A 16892-nucleotide genomic window follows, 5' to 3' on the forward strand; every position below is an offset into this window, starting at 1 on the left:
CGGCCGCAGGTCCCCGCTCGTGGGACCATGGGAAGACTTCAGACTTCCGGACCGAGACGAGAACGAGGCACGCGCGCGCCCGACGCACGCCGTCCCACAGCACGTGGTGCCCTCTTCTCAAGAATCAGGACCCTGCGTGCCCGCGACTCCTCTCCACGTGCCCGAGCCGAGCCGTACCGACCCGGCACTGCTCCGCAACTTCTGCATCATCGCGCACATCGACCACGGCAAGTCGACTCTGGCCGACCGGATGCTCCAGCTGACCGGAGTGGTCGACCAGCGGCAGATGCGTGCCCAGTACCTCGACCGCATGGACATCGAGCGCGAGCGCGGCATCACCATCAAGTCCCAGGCGGTACGGCTGCCCTGGGCGCCCACCGAGGGCGACAACAAGGGCACCACCCATGTCCTCAACATGATCGACACCCCTGGCCACGTGGACTTCACCTACGAGGTCTCCCGCTCGCTGGCCGCCTGCGAGGGCACGGTCCTGCTGGTCGACGCCGCGCAGGGCATCGAGGCGCAGACCCTCGCCAACCTCTACCTGGCGATGGAGAACGACCTCGCGATCGTCCCCGTCCTCAACAAGATCGACCTGCCGGCCGCCCAGCCGGAGAAGTTCTCCGAGGAACTCGCCAACCTCATCGGCTGCCAGCCCGAGGACGTCCTGAAGGTCTCCGCGAAGACCGGCGTCGGCGTGGACGCGCTGCTCGACCGCGTCGTGCGCGACGTGCCGGCCCCGGTCGGCGTCAAGGACGCCCCCGCCCGCGCGATGATCTTCGACTCGGTCTACGACTCCTACCGCGGCGTCGTGACGTACGTACGAGTCGTCGACGGCCAGCTCAACAAGCGCGAGCGCATCAAGATGATGTCGACCGGCGCCACCCACGAGCTCCTGGAGATCGGCGTCTCCTCGCCGGAGATGACCCCCTCCGACGGTCTCGGCGTGGGCGAGGTCGGCTACATCATCACCGGTGTGAAGGACGTCCGTCAGTCCAAGGTCGGTGACACCATCACCTCCCTGAACAAGGGCGCGACCGAGGCGCTGGGCGGTTACAAGGACCCCAAGCCGATGGTGTTCTCGGGCCTGTACCCGCTCGACGGCTCGGAGTACCCGGACCTGCGCGAGGCCCTCGACAAGCTCCAGCTCAACGACGCCGCCCTGGTGTACGAGCCGGAGACCTCCGCGGCACTCGGCTTCGGCTTCCGCGTCGGCTTCCTGGGACTGCTGCACCTCGACGTGATCCGCGAGCGCCTGGAGCGCGAGTTCGGCCTCGACCTCATCGCGACGGCGCCCAACGTGGTCTACCGCGTGGTCATGGAGGACGGCAGCGAGCACACCGTCACCAACCCGAGCGAGTTCCCCGAGGGCAAGATCTCGGACGTGTACGAGCCCGTCGTCCGCGCCACGATCCTCGCCCCCAGCGAGTTCATCGGCGCCATCATGGAGCTCTGCCAGACCCGCCGGGGCGCGCTCCTGGGCATGGACTACCTCTCCGAGGACCGGGTCGAGATCCGTTACACGCTGCCGCTCGCGGAAATCGTCTTCGACTTCTTCGACCAGCTGAAGTCCAAGACCCGCGGTTACGCCTCCCTCGACTACGAGCCGACCGGCGAGCAGTCCGCCGCCCTCGTCAAGGTCGACATCCTGCTGCACGGCGACAAGGTCGACGCCTTCTCCGCCGTCACGCACAAGGACGCCGCGTACGCGTACGGCGTGCGGCTCGTCGCCAAGCTGCGCGAGCTCATCCCGCGGCAGGCCTTCGAGGTGCCCATCCAGGCCGCCATCGGCTCCCGGGTCATCGCCCGCGAGACGATCCGCGCCATCCGCAAGGACGTCCTCGCCAAGTGCTACGGCGGCGACATCTCCCGCAAGCGGAAGCTCCTGGAGAAGCAGAAGGAAGGAAAGAAGCGCATGAAGATGGTCGGCAGTGTCGAAGTGCCGCAGGAAGCCTTCATCGCCGTTCTTTCCAGCGACGACTCCGGCGGCAAGGCAAAGAAGTAGATCTGCGTCAACCGCAGAGCGCTTTCCGCACAAGCGCCCGTCCGAGCCACGGACGGGCGCTTTTTGCATGGATGCGCGGTCAGCGGGGCCGGCGAGAAGCTGAAGGCGACCAAGGACGCCACGCTGCCGCCGACCGGGTGGCCGACATCACGGCTTGTCCTGACGCGAGCGCGGCCGCCACCGTGGACGCCGTGGTCAAGGCGCAGGTCGCTGCCGAGGCTCAGGCCGTCAAGCGTTCCTGAAAGAGCAGCAGTTGGGGCGGGTCCGTCGCACTCCGGTGCGGCGGGCCCGCCGCGTGGTGCGCGGGGCCGTGCGGCGTTCGGAGAAAAGGAGGAGCCTCGGGCTCTTACGTACCCGGCCCGGGAGCTCTAGTCTGATCACTGATTCGTTTGTTACTCGCCAGTTAAATACCAGCCAGTCGCGCAGCAATGCCGTGGGCCCGGAGGACGTCGTGAGCGACACACAGACCTTGATCGAGAACCGGCCGCCGTCCGTCGCGGCCCTCTTCATTGAGCGCGTGGCTGCCACGCCGGACGGAGAGGCCTACCGGTACCCGGTGCCGCCGGCCGGCGGAAGTGGCCCCGACGAATGGCGTTCGCTGAGCTGGGGGCAGGCCGCGAAGCGGGTCTACGCGATCGCCGCCGGACTCCTGGACCTGGGGGTGCAGCCCGAGCAGCGGGTGGCCCTCGCCTCGAACACCCGGGTGGAGTGGATCCTCTCCGACCTCGGTGTGATGTGTGCCGGTGCCGCCACCACCACGATCTACCCCTCGACGAACGCCGAGGAGAGCGCCTACATCCTCTCCGACTCCGAGAGCCGGGTTCTGATCGCCGAGGACGCCGCGCAGCTCGCCAAGGCCCGTGAGAAGCGCGCCGACCTGCCCCACCTCGCCCACGTCGTCGTGGTGAACGCCGAGGACGCCGTGGCGGCCGACGGTGACCCCGAGGGCTGGGTGCTCTCCCTCGCCGACCTGGAGGCACGCGGTAACGCCTACCTGGAGAAGAGCCCGGAGGCGGTCAAGGAGCGGGTCGCGGCGATCACCTCCGACCAGCTCGCCACCCTCATCTACACCTCCGGCACCACCGGCCGCCCCAAGGGCGTGCGGCTGCCGCACGACTGCTGGTCGTACATGGCCAAGGCGACCGTAGCGACCGGGCTGATCACCAAGGACGACCTGCAGTACCTGTGGCTCCCGCTGGCACACGTCTTCGGCAAGGTGCTCACCTCCGGCCAGATCGAGGTCGGCCACGTCACCGCCGTCGACGGCCGCATCGACAAGATCATCGAGAACCTGCCGGTCGTGCAGCCGACGTACATGGCCGCCGTACCGCGCATCTTCGAGAAGGTTTACAACGGAGTCGCCTCCAAGGCGCGGGCCGGTGGCGGCGCCAAGTACAAGATCTTCCAGTGGGCGGCGGGTGTCGGCCGCGAGTACGCGAAGGTCACCCAGGACAACTTCCGGCGCACCGGGCAGGCGACCGCTCCCTTCGCCCTGAACGCCAAGCACAAGGTCGCCGACGCGCTGGTGTTCTCCAAGATCCGTGAGGCGTTCGGCGGGCGGCTGCGCGCCTGCGTGTCGGGTTCCGCCGCGCTCGCCCCGGACATCGGCTACTTCTTCTCCGGAGCCGGAATCCACATCCTGGAGGGGTACGGGCTCACCGAGTCCAGCGCCGCCAGCTTCGTCAACCCCGGTGAGGCGTACCGCACCGGCACCGTCGGCAAGCCGCTCCCCGGGACCGAGGTGCGGATCGCCGAGGACGGCGAGATCCTGCTGCGCGGCCCCGGCATCATGCAGGGCTACCACGGGCTGCCGGAGAAGACCGCCGAAGTCCTGGAGTCCGACGGCTGGTTCCACACCGGTGACATCGGCGAACTGTCCCCGGACGGGTACCTGCGGATCACCGACCGCAAGAAGGACCTCATCAAGACCTCGGGCGGCAAGTACATCTCGCCCGCCGAGGTGGAGGGACAGTTCAAGGCGGTCTGCCCGTACGTCTCGAACATCCTGGTGCACGGCGGCGACCGCAACTTCTGTACGGCGCTGATCTCGCTCGACGAGCCGACGATCATGGCCTGGGCGCAGGAGCAGGGGCTGACCGCGACCACGTACGCCGACGTGATGGCCGCTCCGCAGACGCAGGCCCTCGTGGAGGGGTATGTGAAGGAGCTCAACGAGGGGCTGCAGCGCTGGCAGACCATCAAGAAGTTCCGCCTGCTGCCCCGAGACCTCGACGTGGAGAACGGTGAGCTGACGCCCAGCCTCAAGCTGAAGCGGCCGGTCGTCGAGCGCGAGTACAAGCACCTGATCGACGAGATGTACGCGGGGAGCAGGGAGGCCTGACCCCCGCTGTTCATCACGGCACGGTGGAGTGCCGCGGTCCTCACAGGGAGTGGCCGCGGCGCATCTCCGTCAGGGTTTCCCGTATCCGGGCCACTCGCTCCTTCAGCAGTGAGTCCTCGGCCGGGCTGTCCCTGGCGACCTGCTCCTCGATCTCCGTCAACTGTGCGGCGAGCAGCCCGTACTGCTGCCGTTCCTGATTGAGCATTCGCTCAAGTTGCCGGTTCTTCCTGTGGAGTTCAAGGAATACGTTGACCTTGGCGCGCAGGACCCAGGGATCGAACGGCTTCGTCAGGAAGTCGGCCGCGCCCGTCGCGTAGCCCCTGAAGGCGTAGCCGGAATCGCCCTCCGTGCCGGTCAGGAAAATGATCGGAATGTCTTTGGTCTGATCGAGGCGCTTGATGTTGGAGGCGGTCTCGAAGCCGTCCATGCCGGGCATCCGGACGTCCAGGAGTACAACGGCGAACTTCTGCCGCAGCAGCGCCTTCATCGCCTCCTCGCCCGAACGGGCCCGCACCAGGGGCTCGTTGAGGGCGCCGAGTACCGCCTCCAGAGCGATGAGGTTGTCCTCCATGTCGTCCACGAGCAGGATGCTGGCGTGGTCGCTGTGCGCTGTTCTCGGTGGCTCAGTGGTCATTGTCCACAACTCCTGGAACTGCCGGGGTGACAAAACCTTGTGACGCGCATTCCTCCCGGTCCGGTTCGGCCGTTCCCACCGGTTCCCCTTCCGGGTCGAGAACGGAACAGACGACGGAGAGCAGCCGGTCCACGTCCACCGGTTTCGGCACGTACTCATTGGCTCCCTGCGCGATCGACTTCTCCCGGTCACCCGGCATCGCCTTCGCGGTGAGGGCGACGATCGGCAGGTCGGTCCAGCGGGGAGTGTTGCGGATGGCCTCGATGGTCTCGTAACCGTCCATCTCGGGCATCATGATGTCCATCAGGACCAGTTCGACGTCGGGGTTGCGCTCCAGCATCTCGATGCCCTCCCGGCCGTTCTCCGCGTACAGCACCGGCATTCCCACCCGGCCCAGTACATGTGTCAGGGCGAACACGTTGCGGATGTCGTCGTCGACGATCAGGACACGGCGGCCGGGGAGCACGGCGCCGGCGCGGCCGGACTTCCACTCGTCCAGCTTGGTGGTGGTGGGCCAGTCGTTGTCCTGGTCGGGCAGGGTCACATGGTTGGCCGACAGCCGTTCGGACGGGGTCATGGCGAGGGCACGCGGGGGTGCCTGGTGGGTGAGCTGTTCGGTGTCGATGTGCCCGGGGTAGCGCACGGGTACGTACAGCGTGAAAGTCGAGCCCTGCCCCGGCTCGCTCTCGGCGATGATGCGGCCGCCCAGCAGTCCGGCGATCTCCCGGCTGATGGACAGGCCGAGTCCGGTGCCGCCGTACTTGCGGTTGGTGGTGCCGTCCGCCTGCTGGAACGCCTCGAAGATGACGGGAAGTTTTTCCGGGGCGATGCCGATGCCGGTGTCGGAGACGGCGAAGGCGACCACGTCGTGGGTGTTCTTCAGGAGGGTGCTCTCCGGGTCGGAGATCCAGCTGACGTGGAGTTCGACGCGCCCGGTGGAGGTGAACTTGATGGCGTTGGACAGCAGGTTGCGCAGGATCTGCTGAAGTCGCTGTTCGTCGGAGAACACTTCGCGCGGCACGTTCTCGCCGACCGCCACCTCGAAGGCCAGTCCCCGGTCGAGGGTGACCGGCCGGAAGGTCGCGTGGACGTAGTCGAGAAGTTTGATGAGCGGGAGTTTCTTGGGCCGTACGTCCATCCGGCCGGCCTCGATCTTGGACAGGTCGAGGATGTCGTTGATCAGCTGGAGCAGGTCGGAACCCGAGCGGTGGATGGTCGTCGCGAACTGGACCTCCTGGTCGGAGAGATGACCGTCCGGGTTGTCGGAGAGCAGCCGGGCCAGGATGAGCAGGGAGTTGAGCGGGGTGCGCAGCTCGTGCGACATGTTCGCCAGGAACTCCGACTTGTACTGGGAGGACGTGGCGAGCAGGGCGGCCTTTTCCTCCAGTTCGGCGTTGGAGCGCTGGAGTTCGGCCTGTTGGCGCTGGAGTTCGTTGGAGCGGTCCTGGAGCTGGATGGCGAGCCGCTGGGATTCGCTGAGGAGCGACTCCGTACGGGAGTTGGCGATGATGGTGTTGATCGCGACGCCGATGGTGTTCACGAACTGGTCGAAGAAGGCCAGGTGGACGTCGGAGAAGCGGGAGAAGGACGCCAGCTCGATCACGCCGAGCAGTTTGTCCTCGAAGAGGATCGGGATGATGACGACGCTCGCGGGGGCCGCTTCACCCAGACCTGAGTTGATCTTGATGTAGTCCGGCGGGGCCTCCTCGACGAGGATGCGCTTCTTCTCCAGGGCCGCCTGGCGGACCAGGCCGTGGCCGGGCATGCCGTGGGTGTCGACGGTGGCGCCCTGTGCGGATCCGTAGCCGGCGATGAAGGCGAGGCCGCGCTGCGGCATCGTCACGTTGGTGGTGTGCGAGGGGGTGCCGTCGGTGTCCGGGTCGGCCAGGAAGAACGCGCCGAACTGGGCATTCACCAGTGGGGTCAGTTCGCGCAGGATGAGGTCGGCGACCTCCATCAGGTCGCGGTGGCCCTGCATCAGGCCGGCGAGGCGGGCGAGGTTGGACTCCAGCCAGTCCTTGGCGCGGGTGGTCTCGCGGAGGTTGGACACCATCAGGTTGATGTTGTCCTTGAGTTCGGAGACCTCGCCGCGGGTTTCGACGGTGATCGAGCGGGACATGTCGCCCTGGGCGACGGCGGAGGCCACTTCGGCGATCGCACGGACCTGGGTGGTGAGGTTCAGGGCGAGTTCGTTGACGTTGGTGGTGAGGCGTTTCCAGGTGCCGTACACGCCCTCGACCCGGGCCTGGCCGCCGAGCTGGCCCTCGGAGCCGACTTCGCGGGCGACGCGGGTCACCTCCGAGGAGAACGACGACAGGGTGTCCACCATGGTGTTGATGGTGGTCTTGAGTTCCAGGATCTCGCCGCGCGCGTCGACATCGATCTTCTTGGACAGGTCGCCCTGGGCGACGGCGGTGGCGACCTGCGCGATGTTGCGGACCTGAGAGGTCAGGTTGTCGGCCATGTAGTTGACGTTGTCGGTGAGGTCCTTCCAGACGCCACTGACGCCCAGGACCTGGGCGCGGCCGCCGAGCCGTCCGTCGGTGCCGACCTCGCGGGCGACACGGGTCACTTCGTCGGCGAAGGCGCGGAGCTGTTCCACCATCGTGTTGACGGTGTCCTTGAGCTCCAGGATCTCCCCGCGCGCGTCGACGGTGATCTTCTTGGACAGGTCGCCGTTGGCTACGGCGGTGGTGACCTGGGCGATGTTGCGGACCTGGGACGTCAGGTTGGACGCCATGAAGTTGACGTTGTCGGTGAGGTCCTTCCAGACGCCGGAAACACCTCGGACCTGTGCCTGGCCGCCGAGGTTTCCCTCGGTGCCGACTTCGCGGGCGACGCGGGTGACTTCGTCGGCGAAGGCGGAGAGCTGGTCGACCATCGTGTTGATCGTCGACTTCAGCTCCAGGATCTCGCCCTTCGCCTCGACAGTGATCTTCTTGCCGAGGTCTCCCTGGGCGACCGCCGTGGAGACGAGTGCGATGTTGCGGACCTGGGAAGTGAGGTTGTCCGCCATGAAGTTGACGTTCTCGGTGAGGTCCTTCCAGACGCCGGAAACACCTCGGACCTGTGCCCTGCCGCCGAGGTTTCCCTCGGTGCCGACTTCGCGGGCGACGCGGGTGACTTCGTCGGCGAAGGCGGAGAGCTGGTCGACCATCGTGTTGATCGTCGACTTCAGCTCCAGGATCTCGCCCTGGGCGTCGACGGTGATCTTCTGCGACAGGTCGCCGTTGGCGACGGCGGTGGTGACCTGGGCGATGTTGCGGACCTGGGAGGTCAGGTTGGACGCCATGAAGTTGACGTTGTCGGTGAGGTCCTTCCAGACCCCGCTGACACCCCGGACCTGGGCGCGGCCGCCCAGCTGGCCGACCGTGCCGACTTCGCGGGCGACGCGGGTGACTTCGTCGGCGAAGGCGGAGAGCTGGTCGACCATCGTGTTGACGGTCAGCTTCAGTTCGAGGAGTTCACCGGTCGCCTCCACCGTGACCGTACGGGTCAGGTCGCCGCGCGCCACCGCCGTCGTGACCGCCGCGATGTCGCGGACCTGGTCGGTCAGCCGGGACGCCATCGTATTGACGGCCTCCGTGACGTCCCGCCAACTTCCCGAGAGTCCCTGCACCTTGGCCCGGCCGCCGAGCCGCCCCTCGGTGCCGACCTCGCGAGCCACCCGGGTCACTTCACCCGTGAAGAGCGAAAGCTGATCGACCATCTTGTTGACGGCCCGGCCGAGGCGGCGCAGATCGCCGTGCAGCTGCCGGTTCCCGTCGTGCAGGTCGACCCGTTGGGTGAGGTCGCCGCCCGCGACCGCGTCCAGCACGCGCGTGGCGTTGGCGGCGGGCACCACGAGGGCGTCGAGAAGTGCGTTCGTACTGTTGATGTTGGAGGCCCAGCCGCCCTGGCCCGGGCTCACGGTCAGCCGCTCGTCGAGCCTGCCGTGCCGGACGACTTCTCGGCGCACGCGCGCCAGTTCGGCCCCGAAGTGCTCCTTGCGGTCGGCGATCTGGTTGAAGACGGCGGTGAGTTCGCCCGCCGTACCCGCATGGCTCTCGGACAGCCGTACCCGGAAGTCCCCGTCCCGCAGCGAGGTCATCGCGGCGAGCAGGGGACGGAGTTCGGAGGTGTGCACCCAGCCGTCGCCGGGATGCCCGTCGTCGGCGGGAGGGTCTCCCGGCCGGACGTCGGCGAGGATGCCGGTGCGGGCGTGGAAGCGGGCCCCGGGGCGTGGAATGGCACGATCTTCGTTCATTGAGGCCCACTTCAGTGACTCGGTGCTTATGGGCGGGCTCAGTCTGTCACCCTGTGGTTGTCGTAAGCGGCGCATTGCGACAACCCGTCAGGAGCCGCACCGTGACACTCATTCCGACACAGCGGGACGAAGGCGCCCGCGAGATCGCCCCGCAGGCCGGGAGGTACGAGATCCAGTCCGAGGCCCGCACCAGCCTGCCCGGCAATCCACTCGCGCCCTCCGCCGCACGGAAGTTCGTCCGCGCGGCCGTCGCCGACTGGTCGGGTACCTCCCTGCTGCCCGACGACGAGGGCGTCGTGGGACGGCTCGCCGACGACGCGGCCCTCGTCGTCAACGAACTCGTCACCAACGCCGTCGTGCACGCCGGCACCACCGTCGAGCTGCTGTGCCGGATCGAGCAGAACGCCGGGCAGCGCGGTGCGCAGGGCGACTCCGTGGTCCTCGTCGTCGAGGTCTCCGACCACCACCCCTCCCGGGTGGTGCACAACCAGCCGCAGCGCCGCGAGAGAAACGGCGCCCCGGAGTACGGACGCGGGCTGCACCTGGTAGCCGGGCTCGCCGAGAGCTGGGGCGTCACCTACCGCACCGGACTCAAGACCGTCTGGGCCGCGCTCGTCGTCGACAGCTGGCAGCAGGCGTCCGCCGAGGCGGACGGGACCTTCCCCGGCCGTGCCGTGCTCGCCTCCGAGCGGGCCCTCCAGCGCGGGCTGCGCACCGCCGAGCTCCTCGCCCCGCTGCCCCGGCGGTCCGCCCGCGACGAGGACCCGGACTGGATCAACCGGGGTGCCCTGTCGTTCCTCGCCGAGGCCTCCGACCTGCTGGCCGGACAGTTCGACCAGGACATGGTGGTGGCGCTGGCGGCACAGCTCCTGGTGCCCCGGCTCGCCGACTGGTGCGCGGTGTGGCTCGACCCGGAGGGCGGGGGTCCGGCGGCGGAACCCCGGCTCGCCAGGGTCTGGCACGCGCGCGAGGCCTGCATGGAGGAACTGCGCACCCTGCTGGAGAAGGAACCGCCCCGGCTGCCGGACTCGGCGCGCGGCGGCCCCGTGTCGCTGCCCTGGCCCGCCGCCGGGGAGATCTTCGGCGGCGCCGGAGCGGTGGTCGCCTGCCGGATGGTGGTGGGCGGGCGCCGGGTCGGCGTCCTGATGCTGGGGCGGGCCGGGATGGTGCGCATCCCCGACGAGGTGACCGGCCTGATCGAGGACTTCGTCCGCCGGGTGGCGCTTGCGGTGGGCGCGGCCCGCCGCTACACCCAGCAGGCCACCATCTCGCACGTGCTGCAGCGGGCCCTGCTGCCCAGCCGGGTCGCGGACATCCCCGGCATGACCAGCGCCCTCGTCTGCCAGCCCCGGGGCGAGGGCCTGGCCGGCGGCGACTTCTACGACATCTTCCACGCGGCGGACGGCCGCTGGTGCTTCGCCCTGGGCGACGTACAGGGGAACGGCCCCGAGGCGGCAGTGGTCACCGGCCTGGTGCGCCCCTGGCTGCGGCTGCTGGCGCGCGAGGGCTACCAGGTCTCCGAGGTCCTCGACCGGCTGAACCGGCTGCTGCTCGATGACGCGACCGAAGCGGCGGACGCCGCGGCCAGGCTGGTCGCCGCGGCGGGCGGCCAGGAGCTCCCCGAGGGCCCGCAGGCGCGGTTCCTGTCGATGCTGTACGGCGAGCTGGAGCCGCTGCCGGACGGCGGCGGGGTGCGCTGCACGGTCTCCAGCGCCGGACACCCGCTTCCACTGGTGCTGCGTCCCGACGGCGACGTACGGGTGGCCGGACAGCCGGGGGTGCTGCTCGGAGTGCTGGACGACGCGGCGTACGACAGCGAGACGTTCGTGCTCCAGTCCGGGGAGGCCCTGCTGAGCGTCACCGACGGGGTGACGGAGCGGCGCAACGGGCGGGTGATGTTCGACGACGGGGACGGCCTGGCGAAGGTCCTGTCCGGGTGCGTGGGGCTGTCCGCACAGGGGGTCGTGGAGCGGATCACCCGGACGGTGCACGCCTTCGCCGCCGAGCCGCCGGACGACGACCTGGCGCTGCTGGTGCTGCGGGCGGAGTAGCGGAGCGACCGGCCGGGGTGGGCCGGTCGGGGCGGCCGCTCCTGGCCGGGGGCGAGGTGGCCGGAGCTTTCCGCCCGAGGGCGGACAATGGGGTTCATGCCTTCTGTACTGCCTGACGGTGAGCCCATGCCCGAGGACGGGGCGCTGCCTCCCGACGCGTTGCGGGGGGCGGGGGAGCGGCCCCTCGGGTTCTATCTGCACGTTCCGTACTGCGCGACTCGCTGCGGGTACTGCGACTTCAACACTTATACGGCGACCGAGCTGCGCGGCTCGGGCGGTGCGCTCGCCTCCCGCGACAACTACGCGGCGACCCTCGTGGAGGAAGTGCGCCTCGCGCGCAAGGTCCTGGGCGACGACCCGCGGCCGGTGCGGACCGTGTTCGTCGGCGGGGGCACTCCCACGCTGCTCCCCGCCGCCGATCTCGTACGGATGCTGGGGGCGATCCGCGAGGAGTTCGGCCTCGCGGACGACTGCGAGGTCACCACGGAGGCCAATCCGGAGTCGGTGGATCCGGCGTATCTGTCGGAGCTGCGCGAGGGCGGCTTCAACCGGGTGTCGTTCGGCATGCAGAGCGCGCGGCCGCACGTACTGAAGATCCTGGACCGTACGCACACCCCGGGCCGCCCCGAGGAGTGCGTCGCGGAGGCGCGGGCCGCCGGGTTCGACCATGTGAACCTGGACCTGATCTACGGCACCCCGGGGGAGTCCGACGCCGACTGGCAGGCCTCCCTGGACGCGGCCGTCGGGGCGGGCCCCGACCACGTCAGTGCGTACGCGCTGATCGTCGAGGAGGGCACCCAGCTGGCCCGGCGGATCCGGCGCGGCGAGGTCCCGATGACCGACGACGACGTGCACGCGGACCGCTACCTGATGACCGAGCAGGCCCTGTCGGCCGCCGGTTTCTCCTGGTACGAGGTGTCCAACTGGGCCACCTCCGAGGCGGGCCGCTGTCTGCACAACGAGCTGTACTGGCGCGGCGCCGACTGGTGGGGTGCGGGCCCCGGTGCGCACAGTCACGTCGGCGGGGTGCGCTGGTGGAACGTGAAGCACCCGGGCGCCTACGCACAGGCCCTGGGCGACGGGCGCTCCCCGGGCGCCGGGCGCGAGGTGCTGTCGCAGGAGGACCGGCGGGTGGAACGGATCCTGCTGGAACTGCGGCTGGTGGAGGGCTGCGAACTGTCGCTGCTGAAACCGGCGGGACTGGCCGCCGCCGAGAAGGCGGTAAGGGGCGGGCTCCTGGAGGACGGTCCTTACGCGCAGGGGCGTGCGGTGCTGACGCTGCGCGGGCGGCTGCTGGCGGACGCGGTGGTGCGGGACCTGGTGGACTGAGCGGGCCCGGGCGGGCGGAGGGGGCCGAACGGGCGGAGAGTGTCGGGCGGGCGGAGAGGGGCCGGGCGGGCGGCGGACCAGGGTGCTGGTCCGCCTGCCTCTTGTCCGGTCTCTTCCCTTGCTTCCGTCTCTTCGGTTATTCGGCGGGTGCCGTCACGAAGTCGATCAGTTCCTCGACCCGGCCGAGCAGTTCGGGCTGCAGGTCGCGGTACGAGTGGACCTTGCCCAGGATGTGCTGCCAGGCCGCGCCCGTGTTCTCCGGCCAGCCCAGGGCGCGGCACACGCCCGTCTTCCAGTCCTGGCCGCGCGGGACCACCGGCCAGGCGGGGATGCCCACCGAGGAGGGCTTCACGGCCTCCCACACGTCGATGTACGGGTGTCCGGCGACCAGGACGTTCGCGTCCGTCACCGAGGCGGCGATGCGGGACTCCTTGGAGCCGGGCACCAGGTGGTCGACCAGCACGCCGAGCCTGGCGTCCGGGGCGGGGGCGAACCCGGCGACGATCGCGGGGAGGTCGTCGATGCCCTCCAGATATTCGACGACGACGCCCTCGATGCGCAGGTCGTCGCCCCAGACGCGTTCCACCAGTTCGGCGTCGTGCCGGCCCTCCACGTAGATGCGGCCCGCTCGCGCCACGCGTGCGCGCGCGTGCGTGACGGCGACGGAGCCGGAGGCGGTACGGGTGGGCCGGGCCGGGGCCGTGGCCGCCGTGGGCCGGACCAGGGTGACCGGCTTGCCCTCGTAAAGGAAGCCGGCCGGGGTCATCGGGAACACCCGGTGCTTGCCGAAGCGGTCCTCAAGGGTGACGGTGGGGCCCTCGGCGGTCTTCTCGGTGCGCATCACCGCACCGCAGAAGCCGGTGGAGACCTCCTCGACCACCAGGTCGGTCTCGGCGGGGAGTTCGGGGGCGGGCGTGGACTTCTTCCAGGGCGGGGTGAAGTCCGGGCTGTAGCTGCGCATTTGCCGAACGCTACAGGGGGGCGCGGCGCGGGTGTTCCCGATGGGGCGCAGCCAGGGGGTGAAGCTGGGCGGTGAAGTCAGGCGGGGAAACGCTCCGCCAGGGCGTCGCGTTGGGCGCGGAGGAAAGCGGCGTTCACCGTGGCGCCGTGGCCGGGGACGTACACGGCGCTCTCGCCGCCCAGGGCGAGCAGCAGGTCCAGGGCGGCGGGCCAGCGCGCCGGGACGGCGTCGGGGCCCGCCTGGGGTTCGCCGGACTCCTCGACGAGGTCGCCGCAGAAGACCACCTCGGGGCCGCCCTCCAGGCCCGGTACGAGGGCCACCAGGTCGTGCCCGCTGTGTGCGGGGCCCAGGTTGGCGAACAGGACGCTGCGGCCGCCGCCCAGGTCGAGGGTGCGCTCGTCGGAGACGAGGTGCTGCGGGGCGGCCAGGAGCTCGGCGGCTTCGATGGCGGCGCCGTGCTCCACCCCCTGCCGTGCCGCGTCCGTGGCGATCGACTCGCGCTCCGTGGTGAGCAGGATGTCCATGCCGGCGGCGGCGAGGACCTCCACGCCCGCGAAGACGCCCGTCCCCAGTACGTGGTCGAAGTGCGGATGGCTGAGCGCGATGTGCGTCACTCTGCGGCCCAGCAGCACCTCGGCCTGCATCCGCAGTTCCGCGCCCTCGCGCAGCGACGAACCGGTGTCGTACAGCAGTGCCCCGTGGGCCCCTGCCACCAGGCCGACAGTGGCGTCCCAGCCCGGCAGCCGGCGCCTGGCGACACCCGGAGCGAGACTTTCCCAGCCCGTATCAGCGCCCAGCTCTTCCCATCGCAAGTCCATACCGTGACGCTAGCGTGAGCAGCCGCCCTTGTTCGGTCGGCACCCCGCCGCCGTACACTGGCCCGGGGAAACGCTGGCACTCGTGCAGGGGGAGTGCCAGGCAGGGCAGCGGGGAACATGCCCCCCCATGACCGACCTGCACCAGGGAACAACACGGCTTGGAGGTGTGCGCGATGCTCAGTGAACGCAGACTTGAAGTGCTGCGCGCCATCGTCCAGGACTATGTCGGCACGGAGGAGCCCGTCGGCTCCAAGGCCCTCACCGAGCGCCACCAGCTCGGTGTGTCCCCGGCCACCGTCCGCAACGACATGGCGGCCCTGGAGGACGAGGGGTTCATCGCCCAGCCGCACACCAGCGCCGGGCGCATCCCCACCGACAAGGGCTACCGGCTTTTCGTCGACCGGCTGGCGGGGGTCAAGCCCCTGTCGACACCGGAGCGGCGGGCCATCCAGAACTTCCTGGACGCCTCCCTCGACCTCGACGACGTCGTCGCCCGTACGGTGCGGCTGCTCGCGCAGCTGACCCGGCAGGTGGCGGTCGTCCAGTACCCGTCCCTGACGCGTTCCACGGTGCGGCACGTGGAATTGCTCTCACTTGCCCCCGCGCGGCTGATGCTGGTGCTGATCACCGACACGGGGCGGGTCGAGCAGCGGATGATCGACTGCCCGGCGCCGTTCGGCGAGACGTCACTGGCGGATCTGCGGGCGCGGCTCAACAGCCGTGTCGTGGGCCGTCGTTTCGCCGATGTGCCGCAGTTGGTGCAGGAGCTTCCCGAGTCGTTCGACCCGGAGGACAGGGGAACCGTTTCGACGGTTCTCGCGACTCTTCTGGAGACGCTCGTGGAGGAGACGGAAGAGCGGCTGATGATCGGCGGCACCGCCAATCTCACACGCTTCGGCCATGACTTCCCGCTCACCATCCGCCCCGTACTGGAGGCGCTGGAGGAGCAGGTGGTTCTGCTGAAGCTGCTCGGTGAGGCGACCGAGTCCGGTATGACCGTACGTATCGGGCACGAGAACGCCCATGAAGGACTCAGTTCTACGTCCGTGGTCGCAGTCGGCTACGGTTCGGGCGACGAGGCAGTCGCCAAACTAGGCGTGGTCGGACCGACCCGCATGGACTACCCCGGAACGATGGGAGCGGTACGCGCAGTGGCACGTTACGTCGGACAGATCCTGGCGGAGTCGTAAGTGGCCACGGACTACTACGCCGTACTCGGCGTGCGCCGCGACGCTTCCCAGGACGAAATCAAGAAGGCGTTCAGGCGTCTTGCTCGTGAGCTTCACCCGGACGTGAATCCGGACCCGAAGACCCAGGAGCGCTTCAAGGAGATCAACGCCGCCTACGAGGTGTTGTCGGACCCGCAGAAGAAGCAGGTCTACGACCTCGGCGGCGACCCGCTGTCCGCTTCGGGCGGTGGCGGGGCCGGTGGCTTCGGCCAGGGCGGTTTCGGGAACTTCTCCGACATCATGGATGCCTTCTTCGGCACGGCCTCGCAGCGCGGACCGCGCTCGCGGACCCGCCGGGGCCAGGACGCCATGATCCGTCTGGAGATCGACCTCAACGAGGCGGCCTTCGGCACCACCAAGGAGATCCAGGTCGACACCGCTGTGGTGTGCACGACCTGCAGTGGCGAGGGCGCGGCCCCCGGCACCTCCGCGCAGACCTGTGACATGTGTCGCGGTCGCGGTGAGGTCTCGCAGGTCACCCGGTCGTTCCTCGGCCAGGTCATGACCTCGCGGCCCTGCCCGCAGTGCCAGGGGTTCGGCACGGTCGTGCCCACGCCGTGCCCGGAGTGCGCCGGTGACGGCCGCGTACGGTCGCGTCGCACGCTCACCGTGAAGATCCCGGCCGGTGTCGACAACGGCACCCGGATCCAGCTCGCGGGCGAGGGCGAGGTCGGCCCCGGCGGCGGCCCCGCCGGTGACCTGTACGTGGAGATCCACGAGCTGCCGCACCCGACGTTCCAGCGGCGCGGCGACGATCTGCACTGCACGGTGACCATCCCGATGACGGCGGGCGCGCTCGGCACCAAGGTGCCGTTGGAGACGCTCGACGGGGTCGAGGAGATCGACATTCGTCCGGGTACGCAGTCGGGCCAGTCGGTGCCGCTGCACGGGCGCGGTGTCACGCACCTGCGGGGCGGCGGCCGGGGCGACCTGATCGTGCACGTCGAGGTGCTCACCCCGACCAAGCTGGACCAGCAGCAGGAGGACCTGCTGCGCCAGCTGGCGAAGCTGCGCGGCGAGGAGCGCCCCCAGGGGCAGTTCCAGCCGGGACAGCAGGGGCTGTTCTCGCGGTTGAAGGATGCCTTTAACGGGCGGACCTGAGGTACGGCCGGGGGTCCGGGGGTTGTCCCCCGGGGGATGGGGTCAGCCGGGACAGCAGGGGCTGTTCTCGCGGCTGAAGGACGCGTTCAACGGGCGGACCTGAGGTTCGGGGCCGGGTGGCCCCGGGTGCCTGGGACGAATCGAACGGAGTGGGGCCGGACCTGGTGGTCCGGTCCC

General features: G+C 69.5%; 11 protein-coding genes. 7 read left to right on the plus strand and 4 right to left on the minus strand.

Annotation, left to right across the window (positions count from 1 at the left end):
- Window positions 1-136: 136 nt before the first annotated feature.
- From lepA to ACZ5PB_RS07345, 3 genes are all read left to right on the plus strand, one after another.
- Complete coding sequence (gene lepA, locus ACZ5PB_RS07335; protein WP_468688614.1) at window positions 137-2005, plus strand: translation elongation factor 4; 1869 nt, start codon at window positions 137-139, stop codon at window positions 2003-2005.
- Window positions 2006-2076: 71 nt separating this feature from the next.
- Window positions 2077-2247 carry a hypothetical protein gene (locus tag ACZ5PB_RS07340; protein ID WP_468688616.1) on the plus strand — a complete coding sequence of 57 codons (171 nt, stop codon included), beginning with the start codon at window positions 2077-2079 and terminating at the stop codon, window positions 2245-2247.
- A gap of 209 nt (window positions 2248-2456) precedes the next feature.
- Window positions 2457-4346 (plus strand): AMP-dependent synthetase/ligase, encoded by a 1890-nt coding sequence (locus ACZ5PB_RS07345; RefSeq protein WP_468688618.1) that lies wholly within the window; start codon window positions 2457-2459, stop codon window positions 4344-4346.
- Window positions 4347-4386: 40 nt separating this feature from the next.
- Here the strand turns inward: ACZ5PB_RS07345 and ACZ5PB_RS07350 are convergent, their stop codons facing one another.
- Together ACZ5PB_RS07350 and ACZ5PB_RS07355 are read right to left on the minus strand one after the other, a co-directional pair.
- The gene (locus tag ACZ5PB_RS07350; protein ID WP_468688621.1) at window positions 4387-4980 is read right to left on the minus strand and encodes a response regulator; all 594 of its coding nucleotides are present in this window, start codon (window positions 4978-4980) and stop codon (window positions 4387-4389) included.
- Window positions 4970-9070, minus strand: a complete 4101-nt coding sequence (locus ACZ5PB_RS07355) for a HAMP domain-containing protein (RefSeq protein ID WP_468688912.1) — start codon at window positions 9068-9070, stop codon at window positions 4970-4972. The genes ACZ5PB_RS07350 and ACZ5PB_RS07355 overlap by 11 nt, the downstream gene beginning before the upstream one ends.
- A 257-nt stretch (window positions 9071-9327) precedes the next feature.
- Between ACZ5PB_RS07355 and ACZ5PB_RS07360 the strand changes: the two genes are divergently transcribed.
- Together ACZ5PB_RS07360 and hemW are read left to right on the plus strand one after the other, a co-directional pair.
- Window positions 9328-11277, plus strand: a complete 1950-nt coding sequence (locus ACZ5PB_RS07360) for a SpoIIE family protein phosphatase (protein WP_468688623.1) — start codon at window positions 9328-9330, stop codon at window positions 11275-11277.
- A 96-nt stretch (window positions 11278-11373) separates the two neighbouring features.
- A complete protein-coding gene (hemW, locus tag ACZ5PB_RS07365) occupies window positions 11374-12606 on the plus strand; it encodes a radical SAM family heme chaperone HemW (RefSeq protein WP_468688625.1) in 1233 nt (410 codons plus the stop codon).
- A gap of 136 nt (window positions 12607-12742) precedes the next feature.
- Here hemW and ACZ5PB_RS07370 read toward each other — a convergent pair whose 3' ends face one another.
- Complete coding sequence (locus tag ACZ5PB_RS07370) at window positions 12743-13567, minus strand: DUF3097 domain-containing protein (protein WP_468688626.1); 825 nt, start codon at window positions 13565-13567, stop codon at window positions 12743-12745.
- 77 nt (window positions 13568-13644) lie between these two features.
- Window positions 13645-14385 carry an MBL fold metallo-hydrolase gene (locus tag ACZ5PB_RS07375; protein ID WP_468688628.1) on the minus strand — a complete coding sequence of 247 codons (741 nt, stop codon included), beginning with the start codon at window positions 14383-14385 and terminating at the stop codon, window positions 13645-13647.
- Window positions 14386-14558: 173 nt separating this feature from the next.
- On the opposite strand from ACZ5PB_RS07375, the gene hrcA reads away from it, so the two are divergent.
- Together hrcA and dnaJ are read left to right on the plus strand one after the other, a co-directional pair.
- Window positions 14559-15575, plus strand: a complete 1017-nt coding sequence (gene hrcA, locus ACZ5PB_RS07380; RefSeq protein WP_399439408.1) for a heat-inducible transcriptional repressor HrcA — start codon at window positions 14559-14561, stop codon at window positions 15573-15575.
- Complete coding sequence (dnaJ, locus tag ACZ5PB_RS07385; RefSeq protein WP_468688630.1) at window positions 15576-16715, plus strand: molecular chaperone DnaJ; 1140 nt, start codon at window positions 15576-15578, stop codon at window positions 16713-16715.
- Window positions 16716-16892: the final 177 nt, after the last annotated feature.

The sequence above is a fragment of the Streptomyces sp. NPDC032721 genome (genome assembly GCF_055579625.1).

Bases quoted from the DNA above. Each gene is read 5' to 3' on its own strand.
- ACZ5PB_RS07340 (WP_468688616.1), top strand. From the start codon at position 2,077: ATGCGCGGTCAGCGGGGCCGGCGAGAAGCTGAAGGCGACCAAGGACGC.
- ACZ5PB_RS07350 (WP_468688621.1), bottom strand. From the start codon at position 4,980: ATGACCACTGAGCCACCGAGAACAGCGCACAGCGACCACGCCAGCATC.
- ACZ5PB_RS07355 (WP_468688912.1), bottom strand. From the start codon at position 9,070: ATGACCTCGCTGCGGGACGGGGACTTCCGGGTACGGCTGTCCGAGAGC.
- hemW (WP_468688625.1), top strand. From the start codon at position 11,374: ATGCCTTCTGTACTGCCTGACGGTGAGCCCATGCCCGAGGACGGGGCG.
- ACZ5PB_RS07370 (WP_468688626.1), bottom strand. From the start codon at position 13,567: ATGCGCAGCTACAGCCCGGACTTCACCCCGCCCTGGAAGAAGTCCACG.
- ACZ5PB_RS07375 (WP_468688628.1), bottom strand. From the start codon at position 14,385: ATGGACTTGCGATGGGAAGAGCTGGGCGCTGATACGGGCTGGGAAAGT.
- hrcA (WP_399439408.1), top strand. From the start codon at position 14,559: ATGCTCAGTGAACGCAGACTTGAAGTGCTGCGCGCCATCGTCCAGGAC.